This window comes from Flavobacterium sp. MMS24-S5, assembly GCF_050320125.1.
Lineage (GTDB): Bacteria > Bacteroidota > Bacteroidia > Flavobacteriales > Flavobacteriaceae > Flavobacterium > Flavobacterium tyrosinilyticum.
The window spans coordinates 862,995-884,800 of sequence record NZ_CP190016.1; the positions used below are offsets into that span (position 1 = coordinate 862,995).

The window sequence follows — 21,806 nt, forward strand, 5'->3', positions numbered from 1 at the left end:
AACTCCATGGAGAGCGAAAGGTACTGGTAGTGTTTCTATCTTGTTCTTCGAAATATCTGCCGACTTTGATGTTACTTGGGGAGAAGAAAAAAACACAGCCATACCAGAAGTGGCTATCTATCAAAAATTTCTCGACGATTTACAGAAAAGAGAATACTGGAGTACTATACTATCAAATAACAAAAATCTTTTAGTATCACTTCGAAAAATGGAAGAGTCGGCAACAGCGCCTCTTGTGTTACATCCTGCAGGATCACTGGTAGTACAACAAAAAATATTGCCATTACAGGTAAAAATTGATAAAGTAGGAAGTCAAAAAGTAAATGATGTACAAAAAATCACTATTAAAAAAGCAACTAGTGATGACAATGAACTAAAAATCACAGAAGTGAACGACAACTTCGCCCGAGCACAATATCAAAACCTTACCGATTCAGAAAAACTGTCTAAGCCTTCTTTCGAAAAAATGCCAAACGGCGTTCAAATATCATTGAGTAATACCATTATCAAAAATGGAAAATTTGTACGAAAAAATGTCGCGTATGAAATTACTATTATAGATAAAGAACCTATAAAACCATTTAGAAAAGGAAGATTCTTTATGGAAATCGGCACCTTGTTCAATCATTTCCTAAAAGGAAACAGCGTGTCTAAGTCTACTTTATCTAAATCTCATTTGAATAAAATGCAGCCTTTTGCAGAAAAAATTTCTATAAAAGAAGAAGGTTATACGGTAGCCTTAAAATCAAACAATAAGGCACATACTGCGCACGCAACATTTGAAAGTGAGATCATGGCGCAGACCTATATGGAGGAGCAAATTGCCAGACAGCCAGGACTGAAAAAGGAGCTTCAAATTATTCCTAATTATGAATTACAATCATCATGAGCGAAACATTAGCAAACTACTCTTTTTTACCATGGTTACGCCAAGGATTATCTAACAATATCATTAAATCCGACAATGATAGTTCTGTGCTTTTGCGTGCCTCTATAAAAGTAGCACTCGAAATTGAAGCAATAAAAGTAGATGGAAAAACGGAAGACAACAGAATATTACCAGCTAAAGAAATTCAACTTTATGGACCTGGTGATATTGTAGGCATAGATAGCAAGGCAATTGTAAAAACAGAACCCAGAAACTGGATCACAAATTTTGAACCTAATTATTTACCTTATATCGAATTTTACGAAGAAGATTTTCCATGGCGATACACGCCCGCAAGACCTTTTGAAAATAGACTTCGTCCTTGGCTCACACTCGTCGTACTAAAAGAAGATGAATTTGAGGATGGACAGAATATGAAAGATAAACCGTTGCCTTTCTTTAAATTGAAAAGCGGAAAAAACACTGCCGATATTTTCCCGAAATCATCAGAACTTTGGGCATGGGCGCACGTACACATAAATACCGATCTTTCTAATGGAGCAGTCGCAAACACTGCAAATCCAGACAATATTACTAATGCTATTAATGATTTAATTAATAAAAATCCTGATAATGCCTACTCTAGAATTATTTGTCCAAGAAAACTGGAACCCAATATTGGATACTATGCTTTTCTTATTCCCACTTTTGAAAGCGGGAGACTTGCTGGATTAGACTACGAAATTCCTTCAACATTAGTAGCAAGTAAATGTGCATGGGATGACAGCAACGTTTCCGAATTTCCGTATTACCATCGCTGGCATTTCAAAACAGGTAATATGGGTGACTTCGAATATTTAGTAAATCTATTACAGCCAAAGCTTGCTGATAAAAGTATTGGAGTAAGAGATATAGATGTGATACATCCAGGCTCTAATCTTCCTCCGATAAATGACCCTGAACTCCATCATATTTTAAAACTCGGTGGTGCACTAAGAGTGCCTTTCGATTCGATGAAGCCCGCCGATAAAGCAATTGCAAAAAAATATGATGAATGGGATGAACATCCCTATCCGCATCAATTTACCAAGGCTATGGCCGCAAGAATAAATCTTTCTGATGATTATAGCATTGCAGCAAATAATATGGAGCAGGTAAATTTTGATGCTGGAATTATTTCAGAAGATGATCCTACAAAAGGTGATCCAGATCCGGTAATCACTTCTCCATTATATGGCACATGGCACGCACTACAGCAGCGTTTGTTGAAAACCAGCGATGGTACAGACCTTCCCAACAATAAAAACTGGATACATGAGCTAAACCTTGATCCCAGATTTAGAACCGCTGCAGGAATAGGAACTAAAGTTATTCAGAAAAATCAGGAAGAATATATGCAAGCGGCTTGGGAGCAAGTAGGTCGTGTAACAGAGATTAACAACAAGTTCAGATTTGCACAACTGGCATTGCAGGTATCATTAAAATATTATAACAAACATCTGACGCCGCTGATTACCGAAAAAGCGTTTATGTTTACGTCACCCGTTCAAAAAAGGATTATCTACAAAAACCTTACTGTCTATCAAACCATATCAGAAAGTACGATACCAGCTGTAATGACTTCGGGCAAATTTCGTAGCATTACAAGAACTCGAGGCGGTTTTATGAAGAAACTAAACTTTTCTGATACTGTTACGCCTTATAATTTAATAGATAGAATAAACAACGGCGAAGTTGTTATTGCACCGCCAAAAACAGATCCCGAAGGCGCAATAAACCTCACCGACCTGGCCGAGGAGATGGCACCAACAGATATTCCGCAATTGATTGTAGAGCTCTTAAAGAAATACAAGTGGTTCAAGTTTTTGCCTCTGTTATTATTGATATTGCTTTTCTTATTCATGCTACTATTCGCCGCATCGTTAAGCGGATCTGTGGTATTGGGAATAATAGGAGCTGCATTGGTATGGTTCTATCTAAAATTAAAAAAATGGAATAACGATGTTATGGCCGCCGCCGCTGTAACACAAGACAGTCAAACGCCTGCTGCAGTAGACCAATATCCTGTTAGTCCTGGCTTTGTTATAACATTACCCGGAAGCACTTATACACCAACAACTGGCAGTACAGACAGTGAAGAAGCAATTAAATTTAAAACTGCTCTAAAAGATGCTTTTACATTGATAAGTATTAAGTATCCAGATCCTATACGCAAACCGGTGGATTTAAAAGATTTAACCACTTCAGTAGTAAACTTGCTAAATCCCGTTATTACTATTCCTAAGAGAACCCATCACGGTATTACTATCCCGGCTCGTATAACCACCAATATGGTCGAACAATTTGCACCAGTAATGGTATATCCGGAGATCGATATCCCGATGTATAAGCCATTGAGCGAAATGTCTTCAGAATTGTTTCTGCCAAATATCAACCTTATTGAACAGAATAGCATTACACTTTTAGAAAACAACCAAAAGTTTATTGAATCTTATATGGTTGGTATTAATCATGAAATGTCAAGAGAATTATTGTGGAGAGAATATCCAACCGATCAAAGAGGTTCCTATTTTAGACAATTCTGGGACGTACAAAGTTTCTTGCCACCACAACCTGAATCGGAAACCTCAGCACAAGAATTAAGAGAAAAATTAAGAGATATTCCCAAAATACACGAATGGTCAAAAATTAATACTGCAAAAGTTTTTCCTTCGCAAGCAGACTCTCCATTGAAAAATGAACTGGGTCAGCATAACCAAAGGGCACTAATAAGCGGGAAAACACAATTAGTATTAGTGATAAGAGGAGAATTACTGAAAAAATACCCAACAGCAGTAATATATGCACATAAAGCAGATTGGGGACCTGATCAAACTATTATACCAGACCAGCCCGCTCCAAAACCCAGAAGCGTAAGTGAAGAAAGGATTTTTGCAAAACTTTCTGCAGAGGAGGAAAAAAATCCACCACAATCTATTATCAAAACGCCCTTGTTTGAAGCAAAAGTAGAACCTGATATTTACTTTTTTGGATTTGATCTTGATGACGAGGAAGCAAGAGGCAAATTAAATCCAACTTCAATAACGGATGATCCAGGCTGGTTTTTTGTCATAAAAGAAAGACCAGGCGAACTGCGCTTTGGACTAGACATTGAAAAAGCGAAGAATGCGGCAGGAGTGGAAAAAATTGTAAACTGGAACAACCTTTCTTGGAAAGACATTCAAACGGCTGACGGAAGTTGTATTGAAATGAATAAAACAGTGACCTTACAAACACCCAATGCTGATGATCAGGAAAATATAAAACACCCAGATGATGTGCAAGCAAGATGGTCTCCTGACACCAATGCCGCTGAACTTGCCTATATCCTTTATCAGGTTCCAGTACTTGTTGGAGTACATGCTAGCCGAATGTTACCCAAATAACTTTAACTATGAGTGATCTAAAAAACATACAGGACGCACAAAACAGTAACCGAAAACAGTCGGCTGCGGTGAATATTGAAATTCAAAAGGCGCAAGCTGCATTGGAGAAATTGAATGCTGATGAAAAGGAAGAACTAAAAAGTCTAAATGAACAAGAACGCGAATCGAAGAAGTTATTCAATGAAAAACAAAGAAACCAAATAATAAAAGATATTGGAGAGCTAAGAGATTCAAAAAAATCGATTAAAGCCAACTACGAAAAGATAACGAATGCTTTTTTAGCGCAACTTGATCCTATAAAAAAGATCACAGAACTAAACGACAACATTCCTATTCTGATGTTTCCGTTACGTTTAGAAACAAGATTCAAATCAACTGGCAATCAAAAACAGCTTTGGTTACGAGTTTATCCCGATGATTGTAATATCAATAGTAAAGAAGAACTGTTATCTGAATCTGAATTGAAAAATGCAAAAGCTTTTTGGATAGAAATGTGGAAAGCAGGCGGCATAAAAGCAGATGAAAAAGCGGCTTGGAGAAGCTTAGTAAATAGTCATGGTACGGGGCGTTCTGCTTATATTATAAAAGAGTATAAACCTGCCAATACAAAAACTGTAAGACCTAGCGCGGCATATAAAATATTTGTAGTAAACTCTTCCCTTTCTTTAAGCTCGGCAGAAAAAGATGCCGCAACAAAATATTGGTCAGCTATTTGGTTTGCCAAAGGCGACGCTGTAAAAATTGATAAGGCAAAAGAAATTTTAACCGTAGCAACAAACTCTGCTACAGCAACATCAATACAAGAAAACTATATTCCGGAAAATATTACTGATGAAATACCTGAAGAACAAGACGGTAGTAAAATCATAATTTCTGAAATCGATCTTCCTGATTATACCGCTAAAAATAGTTCTTGGACACAGTCGGCTAAAACAATGGGACTGCCCAATAAGTTTGTAGTAACCACCTTTGATGGAAATGTAAAAAAAACAATCCTGTTTAATAACCCTGTCAAAGATCATTTGGCTGTAAGTGTGGATCCTTCTTTAACAGGCGATGACCAGCTTAAGAAAGATGATGATAAAAACCTTATTCTCAATGATGAATTGAGCTGGATGGTAGATTTTGAAAAAGCAGAACAGGCTGGAATGGCAACAAAAATAGACCTTACACCTGAGGAAGCGCAAACCGGTTTTAAAAAATTATTTGTTACAGGCATAAGATTCACCTCTGATGAAGCTGATGGCCAAGAACAACTGGAAACCTTATTTACGGATCATTTTTACAGCAAAAATGGTCTTGAACTAATAAAACAGGGAGCACCTACAAATAACACTGAAGACGCACCTGCTGCATACACTTGGACTGATAATGGCGATGATAGTTTTGATTCGTTTTTTAGCAATACTGAAGATTTTGCTTCGGCAGATACACCAGATAAAAAATCAGATGGCGAAAAACTGGCTGATTGCCTTGGAATAGATCCTGCCATATTAAAAAATGTAAAAAATGCCAATGGTAAAGATCAGTTAGAAGCTTATGCTATGAATACGGCACTTTTTCCAGCAACGTTGGGCTATTTTATGGATGAAATGATGGATCCATTATTCACCGACAGGGATATCGAAGCGACCAAAGCATTCTTCTCTGGGTTCGTTTCTGGACGAGGTCGCTATACCGGCCATACGAATCGGAAAACAGCCTTATGGAATTCTGCCAATATCGGTCTGTTCCAAGTTAAATTTCTTAGGAAGAGACGATAACACAGACTTATCCAACAACATTAGAACACCATTTCTGCCAAGACTTCACAGATGGCTGATGAAAATGGATAGCACTTGGGATGAATTATTAATAGATGTCGCACATATAGGTAAAACAACAGATGATGCCCACAAGCTATTATTAAAAATTCTAGCATTGAATGCCAATTCAGTTGAGTTTCATCAGCGCTATGCACAGTCGAAAAATCAAATGCATAATCAGTTAAATCTGCAACATCATTTTCTTTTAACACCAAAATTTGAAAAGAAAATGCAGGAAAAAGCAAAGCAAATTTTAAATGAGCTTGGAATTGACACCGTTCCTATACTTGAAAAATTCTTTCTGAGTCGTCCTAATCTATTGAGCGGCCCATTTATTGATGACGTACCCGATTCAGAAACGTCTCCTATCCGTCCCTATAGTGCAAACGGATTGAATTATATCGAATGGCTGGCTGCAACAGCGGGCGACACAGTACGCAGAGATGATTTTGGTGATCAAGAAGCCCCAACAGCACTACTCTATTTACTTTTAAAACACGCGCTTACCCAATCACAATCCAATGCAGCGGCAAATGTGTTGGCAACAAACAATCTCATTGCCAGCAGAAAAGTATTTAAAGATCCTGATTTTTTACATGTAGAAGCCAAAGGTATCGGAAAAAGTAAATACGAACATTTGTTCAATACCTATCCTACTATCACTGGAGATGCTACAACGAAATTAATAGATTATATCCAGAAACCCAATATTTTACACAATCTGGCAGAGACTGAACAATTGAAGGAAACAATTGATGCTCTGAAAATACTGGAGAAAACACCAACCGCAAGATTAGAACGTTTATTAACCGAACATCTAGACTGCTGCAGCTATCGAATTGATGCATGGAAAACAGGTTTGGTACAATACAAACTTACGGAACAACGTTTAAGAAACAGCAAAAATACTCAGCCTTCAAAAGGCATCTATCTTGGCGCCTATGGCTGGTTGCTGGATGTCGAGCCACAAAATAAATTACTTACCAACGAAACGCTTACACCAGAACTGAATGAAATATTCAATAAGGAGAACATTGCTCCGCTTCAATCAGACAGCAAAAATCTTGGTTTCATACATGCACCTTCCTTAGACCAAGCCGCCACCGCTGCTATTTTGCGGAACGCTTATGATAGCAACAAAGATGCCGGCAGTGGCAATCCTTTTGCTATAAACCTCACATCAGACAGAGTGCGTGTAGCCGCTAATTTTTTAGAAGGCATGCGTAATGGTCAGCCTCTTGCGGCATTACTTGGCTATCAATTTGAAAGAGGATTACATGACAAATACAGTCTTGGTAAAGGTGAAGTAGATAAATTTATTTTGCCTTTAAGAAAAGTCTTTCCGTTGGTGGCAGATAATCTTATAGACACTAAATCAAAACCTGAAGAAAATGAAGAAATGATAGCGGCAAACAATGTTCTTGATGGATTAAAGTTCATTAATTATGTCAGAGAAGCCTCTGTTAAGGCATATCCTTTCGGTTTAGCATCAACTTTTAATTTACCCACGGCCACTCCAGATCAAGCTAAGGCAATAAAAGAAGAACTCGACTACATTATCGATATCAACGATGCGATATCCGATCTTGTAATGGCAGAACAAGTCTATCAGGTAGTGCAGGGAAATTTTGAAAGAGCATCCGGAAACGCAAATGCATTTAGCAAAGGAGATTATCCGCCCGATATTGACATTATCAACACCCCTAGAAGCGGTGTAACCCTTACACATCGAATGGCTATTCAGTTCGATAGTGATGCAACGGCAATTTCAGGTGCAATAGCCCGAGTAAAAGCCGAGCCTGCTATTAACAAATGGCTTATCGAAAATTTACCAGCGCCAGAAAATGTGATCTGTAATGTAGTCTACAGTACCCCTCTTCAGGCCGATATTCCGATCACCGTTTCTCAAAAAGAACTAGGACTGGAAGCAATTGATCTTTTATACGTATTAAACACAGATACCGAACAATCAATGACCGAATTGGATGATAGAATATTGAATTTCGTACGTTACACCAAATCAAATCATCCAAAAACAACCATAAAAATAAATTATACCGAAGCTGTAAATACAACAAATAAAGCGAATGTTTCTTTCTTTGAATTGGCTGCCCTAATAAAAAGCTTACGCAAAATATTGATCGGATCAAAAGCAATAACTCCAACTCAGGTGCTATTATCAACAGAATCTGCAACACCAACTAATCTCGATGATGTGAGATTGAAGACAACGGTAGAAAATTTAATAGATATTGATTTTGATAGTGTCAAAACAAGTTTAGAAAATATTAGCACCAACACACATTCGTTTACCAGCATTTCGGCACAACTTTCTAATGATATTGGAACACTCATAACTGACCCATCCATTAAAGACAACATCATTATACAATTAAAATCTGATCTCAAAAACTATCTTGCTGACCCAAATCCTGCTAACAAAGCTACGATCCTGACTGCATTTGAAAATAGTATTAACTCTATAGGTGTACCTTCAACCATTAATACTTTAAAATCAACCTATGATAACTATCTAGAGCTGTATGCGTCTAATTTTATCCATTTTGACACCTTGGTAAAAGATATTTCTACGCAGTATTTAAAAACAGCACTTTTTGATAACGTACAAACAGGAATTGGCTTTATTCATAGCGGCGTAGCTGTTATTTATGAAAATGTATTTACCAAACTAGATATTCTGATAGAAAGATGGAATAAAAAATTAATTGAAGCAGAACTCATCATGTCGGCTTATACTACAACAGCCGATCCTGACGAAAAAATAGAATTACTTCAAAAAGCAGAACAACAAATTTCATCTGTTTCTACTTTTCCAGTTTTACCATTGGCTGCTTATAAAACCGCATTTGATACTAAGAAAGCCGATTTTATTAGTTTATTGAACAACATTAAAGCACTAAAAACAAATAACAAAACCACAGTTATTGATTTTTTATCAGATGTAAATACAACCATTAAAGAGGTAAGCGTATTCGATACCGTGCCATTTGATACCGTAACCGAAAGTAATACCACTACGACAGAACTATTACAATTGGCTTTATTGAAAGAAGATATTGTAGTATCGCTAAACAACCTTCAAAAATATATTGAGAAAAAAATAATCAATAGTAAAGCCTTAATAGCCGAGGCTGATGCGACAGTTGTCAATGCCGATAAAATTACTGCCCTAATAAAAGCTGCAAAAATAATACTGGGGGATGAAGCTTTACTATTGCCACGCTTTACGCTGAATAGTACTTCTGCCGCCGAATTTAATAACGCTCTTACCGATAGAGATCAATTATTATCTTTTATAAAAGCAACAGAAAACAGCCTATTTCCAGTTGAAGACTGGCTGGGAGGAGTTGCCAGAGTGAGAGATAAAGCGCATCATTGGGAAAACATTGTTTTTCTCACCGATGCATTCAAACCAACAGTCGAAGTGAACCTTACTGCCCTACAATTTCCTTATCAATCCAATGATCGCTGGCTAGCTGTAAAATTTAGAGAGGATACGGCCACCGAAAAAGATGAAAATGGCAAATACATCTTTAACATCAAAAATGATAAGTTGCTCTATACTGCACATTTTGCAAAAGATTATGATAACACCAAACCACAATGCGGAATTGTAATAGATGAATGGACAGAAGTAATTCCTGCGAATGAAGAAACAACTGGAATCGCTTTTCATTATGATCAACCGAATAGCGAACCTCCGCAAACAATGTTTTTGGTAACACCTCCACAAATAACCGGAAATTGGAAATGGAACGATATCATTGAATCTATGGAGGAAACTCTAGAGATGGCTAAAAAACGTGCTGTAGAACCTGCCCAAATAGAAGGTTCAAGATATGGACAGTTTCTTCCTGCGACCATAATGGCTGTAAGCATGCATTGGATTACGGCTTCTATCAATCTGGCTCAAAACAATAATATTTATAAAAAAATAAACAATGGTTAATCCTATTAAAGATATCAGAGAAGCGCTTGAGCTAAAGCTATTCCCTACCGTAATGATGTGGAATAGACTTGAAGGAAGGCCACGCGCCCATAATTTTGACCGTGCATTAAAAGCCGAAGTAAGAGATGCATTATGGATGCTTACCAAACAATGGCAAATGGGAGAATTTAAAGCCGATGATGCAGGTTCTCCTGTATTTGCAAAAATTCATATTACCAGTTCGCATTTACAAAAGTACAAAGCGGCCGCTAATGCCATTCAAAATTTTGAAAACAATGTCCCTCTCGAAGCAAAAACAGAACAGAAGAAGATTGCTTTTAAAAGAGAAGAAAAAAAAATAAGCATTGATATTAGGCTGCAAATGGGCAGATACTGGTTACAATTATTAAAAAAATATGCTCTAAACTACCGAGACATTTATATCGAAAATTATGGTTTTACCATGCCGCCAAATAATCGTGATAATGCCGCTATTTATGCTCATAAAAATGTGTGGCAACAATATGCCGCTATAAGCGGAAGAGCAATGGATGGTTATGCGCTATATGAAAAGATTATTTTGGGCACACCCGCATCTGACGGCATTGTTTTAAGCGATCCTGGACATCAAACAGTACTTGACAATGATCTCGCAAATGACTTTAAAGACTGGTACGCTAAAATATATCTTCAGCCGAATGATGAAAAGAATACTGCGTGGCTGCCTAACAAATTAGAATACCAATTTGAATGTAGCGCAACAGCTGAAAAAACAGAAAAAAAATTGTCTGCTGCTGAATATTATCAAGGACATCCAGATTGGTATGTATTTGATATTGAAGAACAAAAAACGAATGACACAGGAGAGCCACTCAACAAATTCACCGATACTTTTATACCTTCCCACATCGCATTTGAAGGCATGCCGGATCGAAGATGGTGGCAATTTGAAGATTCTAAAACCGACCTCGGAGATATAAAACCTTCAACAACAGAACTTTCAAAACTATTATTAATGGAATTCGGATTGGTTTTTGCTAACGACTGGTTCTTAGTTCCGTACACACTTCCAATTGGTTCTTTGGCCAATATTGAAGGCCTCACGGTGAAAAACAACTTTGGAGAAACCATCTGGATTAAACCAACTGAGGAAATAGGCAAAGAGAATATGAGTTGGAGTATGTATAAATTACATTCAGAAAAACAAAATAACACACTATTTCTCTCCCCAACTGCCATGAAAGTACATGAAAGTGATCCTATCGAAGAAATTGTATTGATAAGGGATGAAATATCGAATATGGTCTGGGGAATAGAAACCGTTATTCCTTCTCCAGCAGGTATTGGCGAAAAAGGAAGCGAAGCGGCATTGCGTGTGCGTCAATTTCATGAAAACATCGTAAACAAAAATACCCCAATTGCAACATTGCCTTATTCAGCCAAAATTAGTTATCAGGCTATGAGCAATGTTCCTGAAAACTGGATCCCATTTGTGCCGGTACATAAAAAAAATGATAATAGGGAAATCCAATTACAGCGTGCCTCTTTATTAAGAATTATAGAAAAAGATCAGGAAACGCCAAAAAAAATCAAGCCGCAATCCAGTATTCTGCGCGAAGGTTTGGATGAAATTCCAAAACCATTACCCTATTATATTCATGAGGAAGAAATACCAAGAGCAGGTATAAAAGTATCGCAATCCTTTCAGCGCACGCGTTGGCTGAACGGAGAAGTATTTGTATGGCTTGGCATGAAAAAGAAAATCGGAAGAGGCGAAGGCAGCAGTAATCTGGCTTTTGATCAAATCAAAGATGTCAAGGATTAATTGAGTGATCACCGTTTGAAGCTGCCTCAGTTTTTTACCATAAAAACGTTATGGCAGATTAGCATACGATTTAGAAAAAGAAAATTTGCCGTACCGCTAAATCTGCCGTAATCCTATTTTTAGATTTAAAAATTGATTAACCTTTTGGAGCTATAATTTGGTAATTTCCACTCAGATGCAGTAAACTGAAGAGATACATTAATCCATCATAATAGGGATCAAAATAACCGTCTTCGTAAGGCTCTAGCTTGGCATTCCAAACCGCATGAACAAAATCTATACTGGCTTTGTCTTTATTCACTAATGATGCTGTAGCCGCCGTTCCCACTAACCCAATCGAATGTCTTAGTTTTTTAACAGGCAGCCTGCCTGAAGAATAAACTCTTGTGTAGAACCATCGAGATTGAACTGATCTTCATAAGTATCTAATCCTTTAGACCTTAAGAAATTTTGAAATCGCTTCGCATAGTCTTCCTGCCACTCTTTATCTTTTCCGTACCAAGTATAATCCATGGCAATGTTCATAGGAACGCGCCAAGAATCATAACGGAATCCAGGGGGCATCCAAGGTGTCGGATGCGGTTCTCCATTAAACTCTGTATAATCTGAATTTAGCCCCGTCACATGATGGCAGGCTTTATGTAAAAAGTTACGCGAAACATCGGCACATTCTTTATAAAACTGCTCATGTCCGTCTTTGGCATACAAGGCCCATATTTCATAAAAGGCAGGAACATGATAAGAAGGATCTGTCCAATTGTAGCCTCCTCCTTCTGGCACAAAAGAAATTTGCTTGTGTTCTGTGTTAATAATATTATGCACATTGCCAGTACCATCTTTTTTCCACATAGCATCTAGTATTCTCCTTGCTTCTTTGTAGTAGTTTATTCCAGTATCATTGCCCCATTTATTAGAAGCGAAAAGCAGACTCGTTATATAATACAATTCTCCGTCTGAAGCAGAACCTGGAGAATTTTGTTTTTTAGTCTCTGGATTTACGCTCCAAGCAAAGTAACCTTCTCTTGGTTAGATCTTGATGCTGCATGTATTTTACCGACCATCTCCATAGACGATCAAAAACATCTTTTTTATTGAGCTGAACAGCAACCATCATTCCGTATGACATTCCTTCTGTACGGGCATCTTTATTTTTGATATCAGAAACGTATCCTAAAGCATCCCCTTCTTCAAAATAAACTTTATCTGGCCCTTCAAAAATATCATAATAGGCTTTGGCCAGTTTCTTGTCTATTTCAATCTGGCTATAACCTGCTTCTTTAAAAAGATTGCGGTATTGAGGCCTTTTTAATTCTGATTTATCCGCTTTCTTTTTATTTTGACTAATAACTAAAAACGGAACCATCACTGCAAAAATCAATAGTAGCAATCGGGTTCTAACCAGGTATTTCTTTATAAAATCTTTAGCTATAACTATGTTCATATTTTTATTATTTTACTAGTAATTCAAAAAAAATGTATGCTTTGAAATCTTTCGTTTCATTAGAAAAATTAAATCGGCTTTTTACTTGATTCTGCTTACACCTTCTGCAGTTTGCATTATTTTCTGAATAGTGCCATCTTTATTATAATGCATATAATCTACACAAATTGAACGTCTGTAACTTCCGCCTGTTGGCAAACTTCCGTTATGATAAAAAAAGTATGATTTGCCTTTATAGTCAATAATACCGGGATGCGTAGTAAAACTATTCTGCACGTTTTCCTGAATAATTCCTTGATAATTCCATAGGCATGTAATATTTTTAGCGGTGCAGTATTCTATCATTTCAGGTTTTGTACCTTCACTGGCATATACTAAATAATAAAGTCCTTTTCTTTTATAAACCCATGGCCGCTTCAATGTAATTTTTAGGTTTGAAGGTGGTAATATCTCCATCTAGCTCGATCATATTCTTTTTAAGTTTAACCCATTTACAGCTTCCATTGCCCCAGAACATATAGGCTTGCCCGTCGTCATCCACAAACACAGTCGGGTCAATATCATCCCAACCGTACTTCATATCGGTTGTCATTTCGTTTATTATAAGGGCTTTTCCAATCGCATCTTTAAAAGGGCCTGTAGGACTATCTGATACCGCAACGCCTATTGCTGCACCGCCTTGGCTTACCTCATCTTTTTTATGAAATGTCGAAACAAACCAATAAAACTTTCCGTCTCTCTCGATGCATTGGGCAGCATAAGCATCGCCCGTTGCCCATGAAAAGGTGCTAGGCGAAAGCAGCGCTCCGTGATCTTTCCAGTCTTTCATATTTGTTGTCGAAAATACATGCCAGTCAGCCATTTTATAATTAGTATCCTCTTGAGTTGCTACATCATGCCCTGTATATAGATACAAGACTCCCTTGTGTACAAGAGGCGCAGGATCTGCTGTAAAGATGTCTTTAATAATTGGGTTTTGCGCTTCTATGTTTATTGTAAAAAAACAAGAAATGATCACCAATAAAATTTTACTTATATTTTTCATTTTTTGATTCAATTAATTCAAAATGCCATTTGATTTTTCTTCGATAGTATTTCTCTAAACAATAAACAGCGCAGTAAATGCGCTGTTTATAAAAAACTAACTTAACTTAAACTAACCAAAATTTAAAGCCTTAATAACCAGGATTATTATCACTAGGCTTTATTTTAGGATTAGACGAGGTTTCTCTGTTTGGTATTGGCCATAACTCGCTTTTACCAGCAGTAAAACCTGTTCCTTGCAATACAGTATTTGCTATACCCCATCTTATAATATCATCAAAACGAGATTGTTCTCCGGCAAATTCTACTTGACGTTCGTGAACAATTGCTGCAAAAACAGCCTCTTTTGTTGGAGCAATATTAGTTGTCAGGTTGGCTCTGTCGCGCACTTCTTTGATATATGCTATTGCTGCTGTCTGCGAACCGCCGTCTCTTTGGTTTTCACATTCTGCTTTCATAAGCAGCACATCTGCATAACGCATTACTTTAAAGTTGATGCTTGATCTTGTTGCTTCATCTTCTCTATTGTAATAGTTTTGATATTTTTTCCAGCCTGCTCTTCTAATACCAGCAGAAGTCGTAAAATTACCTGCTACCATTACCTTAGTACCTTTTAAATAAGACGATCCTGGCACATAAAAAGTATCTCCAAAACGGTTATCGCCTGCTTCATAAGAATCTAAAAGATCGTCTGACGGGTAAACATTATACCAGCTAAGATTTCCATATTCCTGACCTCTTAGTGTTGACTCCTCGAAGCCTGTTCCTCCACTATCACCAACAGCACCCCATTGATCGCCAGTTCCATTTTTTTCATCAAACTCAATTTCAAAAATCGATTCTTTACCGTGTTCCGTTTCTTCCATAAAGTTGTTGTAAAAATTCCCTTTATCTTCCAGACTGAAACCTGTCACATTATTAAACGCTGCTAAAGCTTCAGTATATTTCTTTTGATATAGCAATACTTTACCCAATTGTGCATAAGCTGCTTCTTTATTGGCTCTTCCTGCTGATTCTGATCCTCTTGGCAAAAGATTTTGAGATGCAAATACAAGATCCTCTTCAATCAAAGCATAAGCCTCTGCTTTAGGGCTTCTTGCATTACCGACAATAGTATTTGTTTTATAAATTGGCAAATCACCAAAACGTTTTACAAGGAGAAAGTAATAGTAAGCTCTTAAAAAATGAGCTTCTCCTAAGTATTTGTTCTTTTTTTCTTGAGATAAAATAGAAGCTGGAAGAGCGTTAATTTTCTGCTCGTTATCTAACACAAAATTCGCTCTGGAGATTCCCATATAACAAGATTCCCAGTAATATTGAATAATATCATTTCCTCCGTTAAAAGAAAAATCCTGAAAAGGTTTCTTGTTACCTTCTAACTGCGGGTTCCCTAAAGCGTCATGCCCCATAAGATCCATCGCAAAGAAAAGATTTCTTCCATAAAGCCCTCTGGTCTGAAGATTTGCATAAGAAGCATTTACAGCAGACTGCACCTGTGCCTCAGTTTTAAAGAAAGTTTCAGGCGATAAAGCATTAGGATTGCTTAATTCTAATTCGCCCGTGTCACATGAAGTTATGGTTAAAACTCCAGACAGTACTATAAGTATATATTTAATTTTTTTCATCGTCTTTAAATATTAAAATGTAACATCAATTCCAAAAATCACCGATTTTGGCTGTGGATACCTTCCTAAATCAATACCTGCTGAGTTCGCATTAGCATCTGCACGTGCAATTTCTGGATCTAAACCTGAGTAATTTGTAATGGTAATAAGGTTCTGTCCGCTTACGTAAAATCTTGCTTTTGAGAAATAGCTTTTAAAAGCATCTCCCGATAATGTATATCCTAAAGCGATGTTTTTTAATCTCGTAAAAGAACCATCTTCTATATAACGCTGGTTTGCAGAAGACCAGTTAATATCTGCACCTTGAGCTCTTGGCAATGTTGCAGAAGGATTGGTAACAACGCCATTGACAACATTTGCTCTGTCTAAAACATCTGTGCTGGCATTAAACAAGCGGTTCATTCCTTTTAAATCAAAAGTGTTGGCATTATAAATATCATTACCTGCAACTCCAGTTATAAAACAATTAAAGTCAAAGTTCTTATATGCAGCACTTAGGTTCAAACCATAAGTAAAATCAGGATATGGATTTCCGATGTTTGTTTTATCATCTGAATTAATCACTTTATTTCCATCACGATCAACAATCTTGATATCACCCGGTTTTACAGATGTCTGCCCTGGCCCAAAAACAGCATCTACTTCTGCTTGATTTTGATAAATTCCATTGGTCTGATATCCATAAAAGTAAAATAACGGCTGACCTACTTCTAATCTTGAAAAATTCTCTAAACCTGCTCTTGGTGCAGCTGGCCTAAAACGCTCGATACCCCTGGAGCTAAACTCACCACCTCATTTTTACTAGTACCTAAATTTGCCACAGCAGACCATGTAAAGTCTCCTTTTCTGTCGTTGTACCCAATCGAAACTTCAAAACCGCTTACTTTCACGTCAGCAATATTTTGAATCTGTGTTCCGCCGCCTGCAGATCCAACAGAAGCTGCAAGAGGAACTGCAAAAAGAATATCGCTACTCTTATTGTTGAAATATTCAAATGAACCCGTTAGCTTTTCGTCAAAAAATCCAAAATCAAGACCAATGTTTCTATCTAATTTTGACTCCCATTTTAAGTCTGGATTAGCTGCCACTCCCAAAGAAACTCCAGGTGCATTCGCTCCTCCAATTGGATAATTGTAATTTGCTATTAAAGTAGCGCTGTATTGGTAATTGTCTATTCTGTCATTTCCTGTTGTTCCTGTACTAGCTCTAAGTTTTAATGTGCTGAAAATAGAATTTTGCATGAAATTTTCCTTCGCTATATTCCAACCCGCAGCAATAGAATAAAAATTACCCCAGCGATTATTTGATCCAAAACGAGAAGATGCATCTCTACGTCCTGAAACTGCCAGCATATATTTGTCATCGTAGTCATAGTTAATACGAACAATATAGCCTAAGTTTTTTTCTTCATAATTTGCAGATCCTAAACTTCCTTCATTATATCTTAACTGATCAATTTCATTTGAAATATAGTAACGGCTACCAGCTGCTACACTTTGCGATTTTCCATCAATTTTAGTAATAACTCCTAGAACTTCCAGATTATGTTTGTTTGCGATAGTAGTTTTATAAGTCAAACTATTATCAAAAACGATAGTCTGTCCTTGAGAATTTGTTTCGTTTGTTGAAGAAAACGCCTGCTTATGATAAGAACCATCCTGAAAACTTGGAATGAAAGTATGATCTTTACCTGTATAGTAATCTAAAGAAACTTGTGATCTGAATTTTAAACCCTTGTAAATTTCTAATTCAGCATAAATGTTTCCAATTATAGATAAGTTATTTATTTTCTGATATCCTAAATTAGCTACACGAACAGGATTTTCTGCGTCATTGCCATCAATAGCGCTAAGTTCGTTGATAACCGCCTAAATTATCTTGATTATAGATCGGTAAATAAGGTGCCATTTTTATAGCATGTTCTAATAATGTTCTTCCTCCTGCAGTACGTTCTGGATTAATGGTACTGAAAGAAACCCCAATATTGCTTCCTATTTTTAATTTACCAATATCTTGCGTGTTATTAGCTCTAAAAGAATAACGTTCGAAACCTGTATTAACAATGGCTCCCTCCTGTTTCATATATTCAGCAGAATAGCGGCTTGTAGAATTTTCTGTACCATTTGAAAAACTCAAATTATAATCCTGCATAAGCCCTGTTTGAAAAATCTGATCTTGCCAGTTGGTATTTATGTTTCCAAACTCAGCTGCTCTAGCCGTTAAATCACTTCCTAAATCTTTAGCATACTGAAGGTATTGCTGTGTATTTAAAACATTATACCTTTTTGTCACTTCCTGCCCTCCAACGTAAGTGCCAAAGCTTAACTGACCTGGTCATTTTTTACCTTTTTTGGTAGTCACCATAATAACGCCATTAAAAGCTTTAGAACCATATAGAGCTGTAGTCGAAGCGTCTTTCAAAACAGAAATGCTCTCAATATCATTAGGGCTTAAACCAGAAAGATTTCCAGTTAAAACTCCGTCAATTACATAAAGAGGAGCACTATTTCCCATGGTAGCCAGACCACGAATACTAACCGTAGGATTAGAGCCCGGTGCACCATTTACAACTGTAACCCCTGCCGCGCGTCCTTGCAATGCAGATTCAGCATTTGTAATAGGTACAGCAGCAATATCTTTTGAACTTACTGTTGAAACTGCACCAGTAACCTTAGTTCTCTTTTGAGTACCATAGGCTACTACAACTTCATTTAAATTTTGTGTAGATTGAACAAGAGTTACATTGATCGAGCTTCTTTCGCCCACAGTAATAGTCTGTGATACTAGGCCCACATAAGAAAAAGTTATTTTATCAGTCGGATTAACTCCTTGTAAAGAGTATTTACCGTCAAAATCGGTTGATGCGCTATTCTGCGTTCCTTCTACATTAATACCGGCACCAGGCAACGGAAATCCTGAGGGGTCGGTAATCACGCCATGAATGGTCTTTGATTGTGCCATTATACTATGACTGCCCACGATCAGCAGTCCGATTAGTGCAATTTTGAGTTTTAAGTTCATATTAATAGTTTTTTGTTTGGTTTAAATAGTTAATGGTTTGTTTAATTTAATTGTAATAAAAGTTCATTGGTGGTATTTTTATTTGGTTATTTATTTTAAATCTTATGTTTTGAAAAAAAAATTGATTCCTACAAATTGTAATTATTTGGGTAACAAATATAAAAAAACAACCCATAAAACAATCGGTTGCATTTTATTTTGTTTAAAATATCAATAAAAAAACTCCAAAATAAAAACATTAAAAATATTTTTAAGTTTAAAAAAATAAGAATAATTTATTTATAAAATAATTTTGAAATAAATTATAATAATTTAATAGCTAACTGACAGATTTTCTACAGAAAATATAATATAAGAAAAATCTAATATTTTATTTTAAAAACAATAATAAAATAAGTTAAATAGTACTAAAATGAGTTAAAAAGTTCTATTTTACAATTTATCTTATAAACAAAAACATTCAAAAATGACAAGAAAACGAAAAACAACAATCGGTTGTTAAAAAATCAAACCTTTCTTGAAGCTATTTGTACATGCTATCTAAAACAAAATAGCCTGATGCAATTATTATCATAATCTGCATCAGGCTATATTTTTTTGACAAATCTTTTTACATCTATTGCAAATAACTCTAGAAATCCTTTTTGGTATAATTTTCTCAGTCTAAAGTCTTGTTTAGTTTCTCTATAAAAAATGCTCCAAATAGTATCTAACTTTTTGGAGCACTGGCTTTTTATTAAAAAATCAGATTAACTGATCTTAATAGTAATAATTCAAATTGTTTAATTGATTATTACAATGCCTCCATTACGAGGTATTTTTATTTCTATTTCTTTATTTTTATTTATTTTCAGCGCATTTACTTTTCCATTGAGCTGATCATCATCTGTATAAGAATTCACCGCTGTCCCAGAAGAAAACATGTCTAATTTTAGTTTTGTTCTAAGGGTTTTACTTTCAGCATTAATTCCAGCGATATACCACTTTGCTCCTTTCCTTCTGGCCAGCAATACATATCTGCCTGGGTATCCATCCAAAAAGCGAACCTCATCCCATACTGTAGGCACTTCTTTCATAAATTTTATAGCCCAATCTGGAGCATCATGCAAATTATTTGGCGCTAATGCAAAATGCTGCACGCCGCTTTGAAAAAGCACTGAAGTAGCTAAAGCAAACACATCAGAAGTCATTCTTTTTGAGCCTTTATTTGCAATGTTATCACTGTTGTAGAATTTATTTAAAGCGCTTCCTCCAAAATCCATGCTTCCTACTGTGTTTCTAATAAAAGTATGTGTTGCTGCATTTATAGCTTCGTTATCACAGCTTTTCTGTCCAAAATGCAAATTCTCACTTGCCAAAACCGCTTCGCTAGATGCAAAATTAGAATACATTCGTTCCCAACCTCGCGGTAAAGTACAGCCATGAAAAATGACCATAATTCCAAAATCATTCGCATCTGTTAAAATATCTTCATATAATTTCATAGTTACCTGCTTATCTCCACCAAAAAAGTCAACTTTAATGCCTTTAATTCCAATGCTTTTCATCCAAGCCATTTCTTTTCGTCTGATAGTAGCATTATCCATCAAGCCTTTTGGCAACCTTGCGGAGCATCATTCCAATACCCATTTGAATTGTACCATAAATAAAGTCCTATGCCTTTCTGAGCGCCGTATGCCGCTAACTCTGCTATTTTATCACGGCCTATTTGCGTATCCCAAAGCGCATCAACTAAAACAGTTTCATATCCCATCGAGGCACTAAAATCAATATATTGCTTTTGCACAGGAAACGTGGTGTTGCCATCCATTTTTATAATCCAGCTCCAAGTTCCTTTTGTATATGCATATTCTTTAGACGCTTCATATTTTGGTTTAACTAAATCAAACGGAATAGTGGTTTCAACTATCGGAGCAAGTGTTTCTCCAATTGTAATGGTACGCCACGGTGTTTCTCCCGTAAGCGGTATTCCTGGTGCTGTTGTTCCGTTTCCGTTATTCTCTCCGGGCATTGGAAATCCGATTGTATAGACCCCATTTTCATGACCAATTAACCTGCTTGCACAATAACCGCTATCTACACCTGTTTCAGAAATTAAGACCCATCCGCTGTTATTGACCTTAAATAGACATGGAAATGTATATCCATTTCCTAATCCATTTTTTCCGATTGCATCGTCTAGTGTATAGGAAGTTTCGTAACTAGGGGCTGTCCGAGCAAATCCTGTCATTGGATTACTTTGCGGACAAAGAAATGTAGTAGTTCCTTTTGGCAATAAAAATCCTGAGACCTCTTCTTGAACCACACAAGAAAGTGTTTCTTTCTGCGGATATAATTTATACTTAAATGCCACATTGTTGTTACTGACTCTAAAAATCACATCAAGTACTGATGTGCCTTCTTTTGTGAATGAAAAAACAGCTTCGTTCGCTATATAATGAACGCTACTTTGTTTTATATTGCGCAATTGATAGGTCTCGTCTATTCTATTTTGTTTCACATTTGATTCTAGAGACAAGCCAGAGCTAAAATCTCCTGCATTTGTCTTTAATCCTAAAGGAGATTTTTCAACAAAACTCTTTTCAATGTATGTAATGCTGTACAATGGAATTCCATTACTTATAGAAACCGAAACTATTAGTTTTCCGTCTGGACTTTTTACTGTGGACTGAGCGTTTAGTTTTAAAAAGCTAACCAAACATAGGAGTATTAAACTTTTAAGATTCATAATTATAGATTTATCTTTTGATAAAAGAATTTTTAAAATGTTTTTTATGTGTGAAAATGATTCATGGTAAAACAA

16 protein-coding genes and 1 pseudogene are annotated in these 21,806 nt (G+C 36.4%); 5 read left to right on the plus strand and 12 right to left on the minus strand.

Annotated elements, in window-relative coordinates; translation table 11 throughout:
- Positions 1-40: 40 nt before the first annotated feature.
- From ACPWTF_RS03720 to ACPWTF_RS03740, 5 genes are read left to right on the plus strand one after another with little or no spacing between them, the layout of a single operon-like run.
- Positions 41-889, plus strand: coding sequence for a hypothetical protein (locus tag ACPWTF_RS03720; protein ID WP_427874465.1), 849 nt, complete (start codon positions 41-43; stop codon positions 887-889).
- The gene (locus ACPWTF_RS03725; protein WP_427874466.1) at positions 886-4,293 is read left to right on the plus strand and encodes a hypothetical protein; all 3,408 of its coding nucleotides are present in this window, start codon (positions 886-888) and stop codon (positions 4,291-4,293) included. Before ACPWTF_RS03720 ends, ACPWTF_RS03725 begins: the two co-directional genes overlap by 4 nt.
- An 8-nt stretch (positions 4,294-4,301) precedes the next feature.
- Positions 4,302-6,056 (plus strand): hypothetical protein, encoded by a 1,755-nt coding sequence (locus ACPWTF_RS03730; protein WP_427874467.1) that lies wholly within the window; start codon positions 4,302-4,304, stop codon positions 6,054-6,056.
- A 58-nt stretch (positions 6,057-6,114) separates the two neighbouring features.
- Positions 6,115-10,068 (plus strand): hypothetical protein, encoded by a 3,954-nt coding sequence (locus tag ACPWTF_RS03735; RefSeq protein ID WP_427874468.1) that lies wholly within the window; start codon positions 6,115-6,117, stop codon positions 10,066-10,068.
- Entirely contained in the window at positions 10,061-11,872 is a 1,812-nt protein-coding gene (locus ACPWTF_RS03740; RefSeq protein WP_427875792.1) for a hypothetical protein, read from the plus strand. The genes ACPWTF_RS03735 and ACPWTF_RS03740 overlap by 8 nt, the downstream gene beginning before the upstream one ends.
- 136 nt (positions 11,873-12,008) lie before the next feature.
- Here the strand turns inward: ACPWTF_RS03740 and ACPWTF_RS03745 are convergent, their stop codons facing one another.
- The 12 genes and pseudogenes from ACPWTF_RS03745 to ACPWTF_RS03800 form a co-directional block, all read right to left on the minus strand.
- Positions 12,009-12,200, minus strand: a complete 192-nt coding sequence (locus tag ACPWTF_RS03745; protein ID WP_427874469.1) for a hypothetical protein — start codon at positions 12,198-12,200, stop codon at positions 12,009-12,011.
- A 17-nt stretch (positions 12,201-12,217) separates the two neighbouring features.
- Positions 12,218-12,823, minus strand: a pseudogene (locus ACPWTF_RS03750) (glycosyl hydrolase family 8); the annotation flags it as partial.
- A 31-nt stretch (positions 12,824-12,854) separates the two neighbouring features.
- The gene (locus tag ACPWTF_RS03755) at positions 12,855-13,313 is read right to left on the minus strand and encodes a glycosyl hydrolase family 8 (protein WP_427874470.1); all 459 of its coding nucleotides are present in this window, start codon (positions 13,311-13,313) and stop codon (positions 12,855-12,857) included.
- Positions 13,314-13,394: 81 nt separating this feature from the next.
- Positions 13,395-13,733: a family 43 glycosylhydrolase gene (locus ACPWTF_RS03760; protein ID WP_427874471.1), complete on the minus strand. Its 339-nt coding sequence runs from the start codon at positions 13,731-13,733 to the stop codon at positions 13,395-13,397.
- On the minus strand, positions 13,711-14,358 hold the full coding sequence (locus ACPWTF_RS03765) for a family 43 glycosylhydrolase (protein WP_427874472.1): 648 nt from the start codon (positions 14,356-14,358) through the stop codon (positions 13,711-13,713). The genes ACPWTF_RS03760 and ACPWTF_RS03765 overlap by 23 nt, the downstream gene beginning before the upstream one ends.
- A gap of 130 nt (positions 14,359-14,488) precedes the next feature.
- Positions 14,489-15,982, minus strand: a complete 1,494-nt coding sequence (locus ACPWTF_RS03770; protein WP_427874473.1) for a RagB/SusD family nutrient uptake outer membrane protein — start codon at positions 15,980-15,982, stop codon at positions 14,489-14,491.
- Between the two features lie 12 nt (positions 15,983-15,994).
- Entirely contained in the window at positions 15,995-16,546 is a 552-nt protein-coding gene (locus tag ACPWTF_RS03775) for a hypothetical protein (RefSeq protein WP_427874474.1), read from the minus strand.
- Positions 16,547-16,710: 164 nt separating this feature from the next.
- Positions 16,711-17,559 (minus strand): TonB-dependent receptor domain-containing protein, encoded by an 849-nt coding sequence (locus ACPWTF_RS03780; RefSeq protein ID WP_427874475.1) that lies wholly within the window; start codon positions 17,557-17,559, stop codon positions 16,711-16,713.
- 271 nt (positions 17,560-17,830) lie between these two features.
- On the minus strand, positions 17,831-18,274 hold the full coding sequence (locus tag ACPWTF_RS03785) for a hypothetical protein (protein ID WP_427874477.1): 444 nt from the start codon (positions 18,272-18,274) through the stop codon (positions 17,831-17,833).
- A gap of 42 nt (positions 18,275-18,316) precedes the next feature.
- On the minus strand, positions 18,317-19,003 hold the full coding sequence (locus ACPWTF_RS03790; RefSeq protein WP_427874478.1) for a TonB-dependent receptor plug domain-containing protein: 687 nt from the start codon (positions 19,001-19,003) through the stop codon (positions 18,317-18,319).
- 782 nt (positions 19,004-19,785) lie between these two features.
- Positions 19,786-20,589 carry a glycoside hydrolase family 97 catalytic domain-containing protein gene (locus tag ACPWTF_RS03795; RefSeq protein ID WP_427874479.1) on the minus strand — a complete coding sequence of 268 codons (804 nt, stop codon included), beginning with the start codon at positions 20,587-20,589 and terminating at the stop codon, positions 19,786-19,788.
- Positions 20,589-21,731, minus strand: a complete 1,143-nt coding sequence (locus tag ACPWTF_RS03800) for a glycoside hydrolase family 97 N-terminal domain-containing protein (RefSeq protein WP_427874481.1) — start codon at positions 21,729-21,731, stop codon at positions 20,589-20,591. The genes ACPWTF_RS03795 and ACPWTF_RS03800 overlap by 1 nt, the downstream gene beginning before the upstream one ends.
- Positions 21,732-21,806: the final 75 nt, after the last annotated feature.

Bases quoted from the DNA above. Each gene is read 5' to 3' on its own strand.
- ACPWTF_RS03725 (WP_427874466.1), top strand. From the start codon at position 886: ATGAGCGAAACATTAGCAAACTACTCTTTTTTACCATGGTTACGCCAA.
- ACPWTF_RS03730 (WP_427874467.1), top strand. From the start codon at position 4,302: ATGAGTGATCTAAAAAACATACAGGACGCACAAAACAGTAACCGAAAA.
- ACPWTF_RS03735 (WP_427874468.1), top strand. From the start codon at position 6,115: ATGAAAATGGATAGCACTTGGGATGAATTATTAATAGATGTCGCACAT.
- ACPWTF_RS03740 (WP_427875792.1), top strand. From the start codon at position 10,061: ATGGTTAATCCTATTAAAGATATCAGAGAAGCGCTTGAGCTAAAGCTA.
- ACPWTF_RS03755 (WP_427874470.1), bottom strand. From the start codon at position 13,313: ATGAACATAGTTATAGCTAAAGATTTTATAAAGAAATACCTGGTTAGA.
- ACPWTF_RS03765 (WP_427874472.1), bottom strand. From the start codon at position 14,358: ATGAAAAATATAAGTAAAATTTTATTGGTGATCATTTCTTGTTTTTTT.
- ACPWTF_RS03770 (WP_427874473.1), bottom strand. From the start codon at position 15,982: ATGAAAAAAATTAAATATATACTTATAGTACTGTCTGGAGTTTTAACC.
- ACPWTF_RS03790 (WP_427874478.1), bottom strand. From the start codon at position 19,003: ATGAACTTAAAACTCAAAATTGCACTAATCGGACTGCTGATCGTGGGC.
- ACPWTF_RS03795 (WP_427874479.1), bottom strand. From the start codon at position 20,589: ATGGATAATGCTACTATCAGACGAAAAGAAATGGCTTGGATGAAAAGC.
- ACPWTF_RS03800 (WP_427874481.1), bottom strand. From the start codon at position 21,731: ATGAATCTTAAAAGTTTAATACTCCTATGTTTGGTTAGCTTTTTAAAA.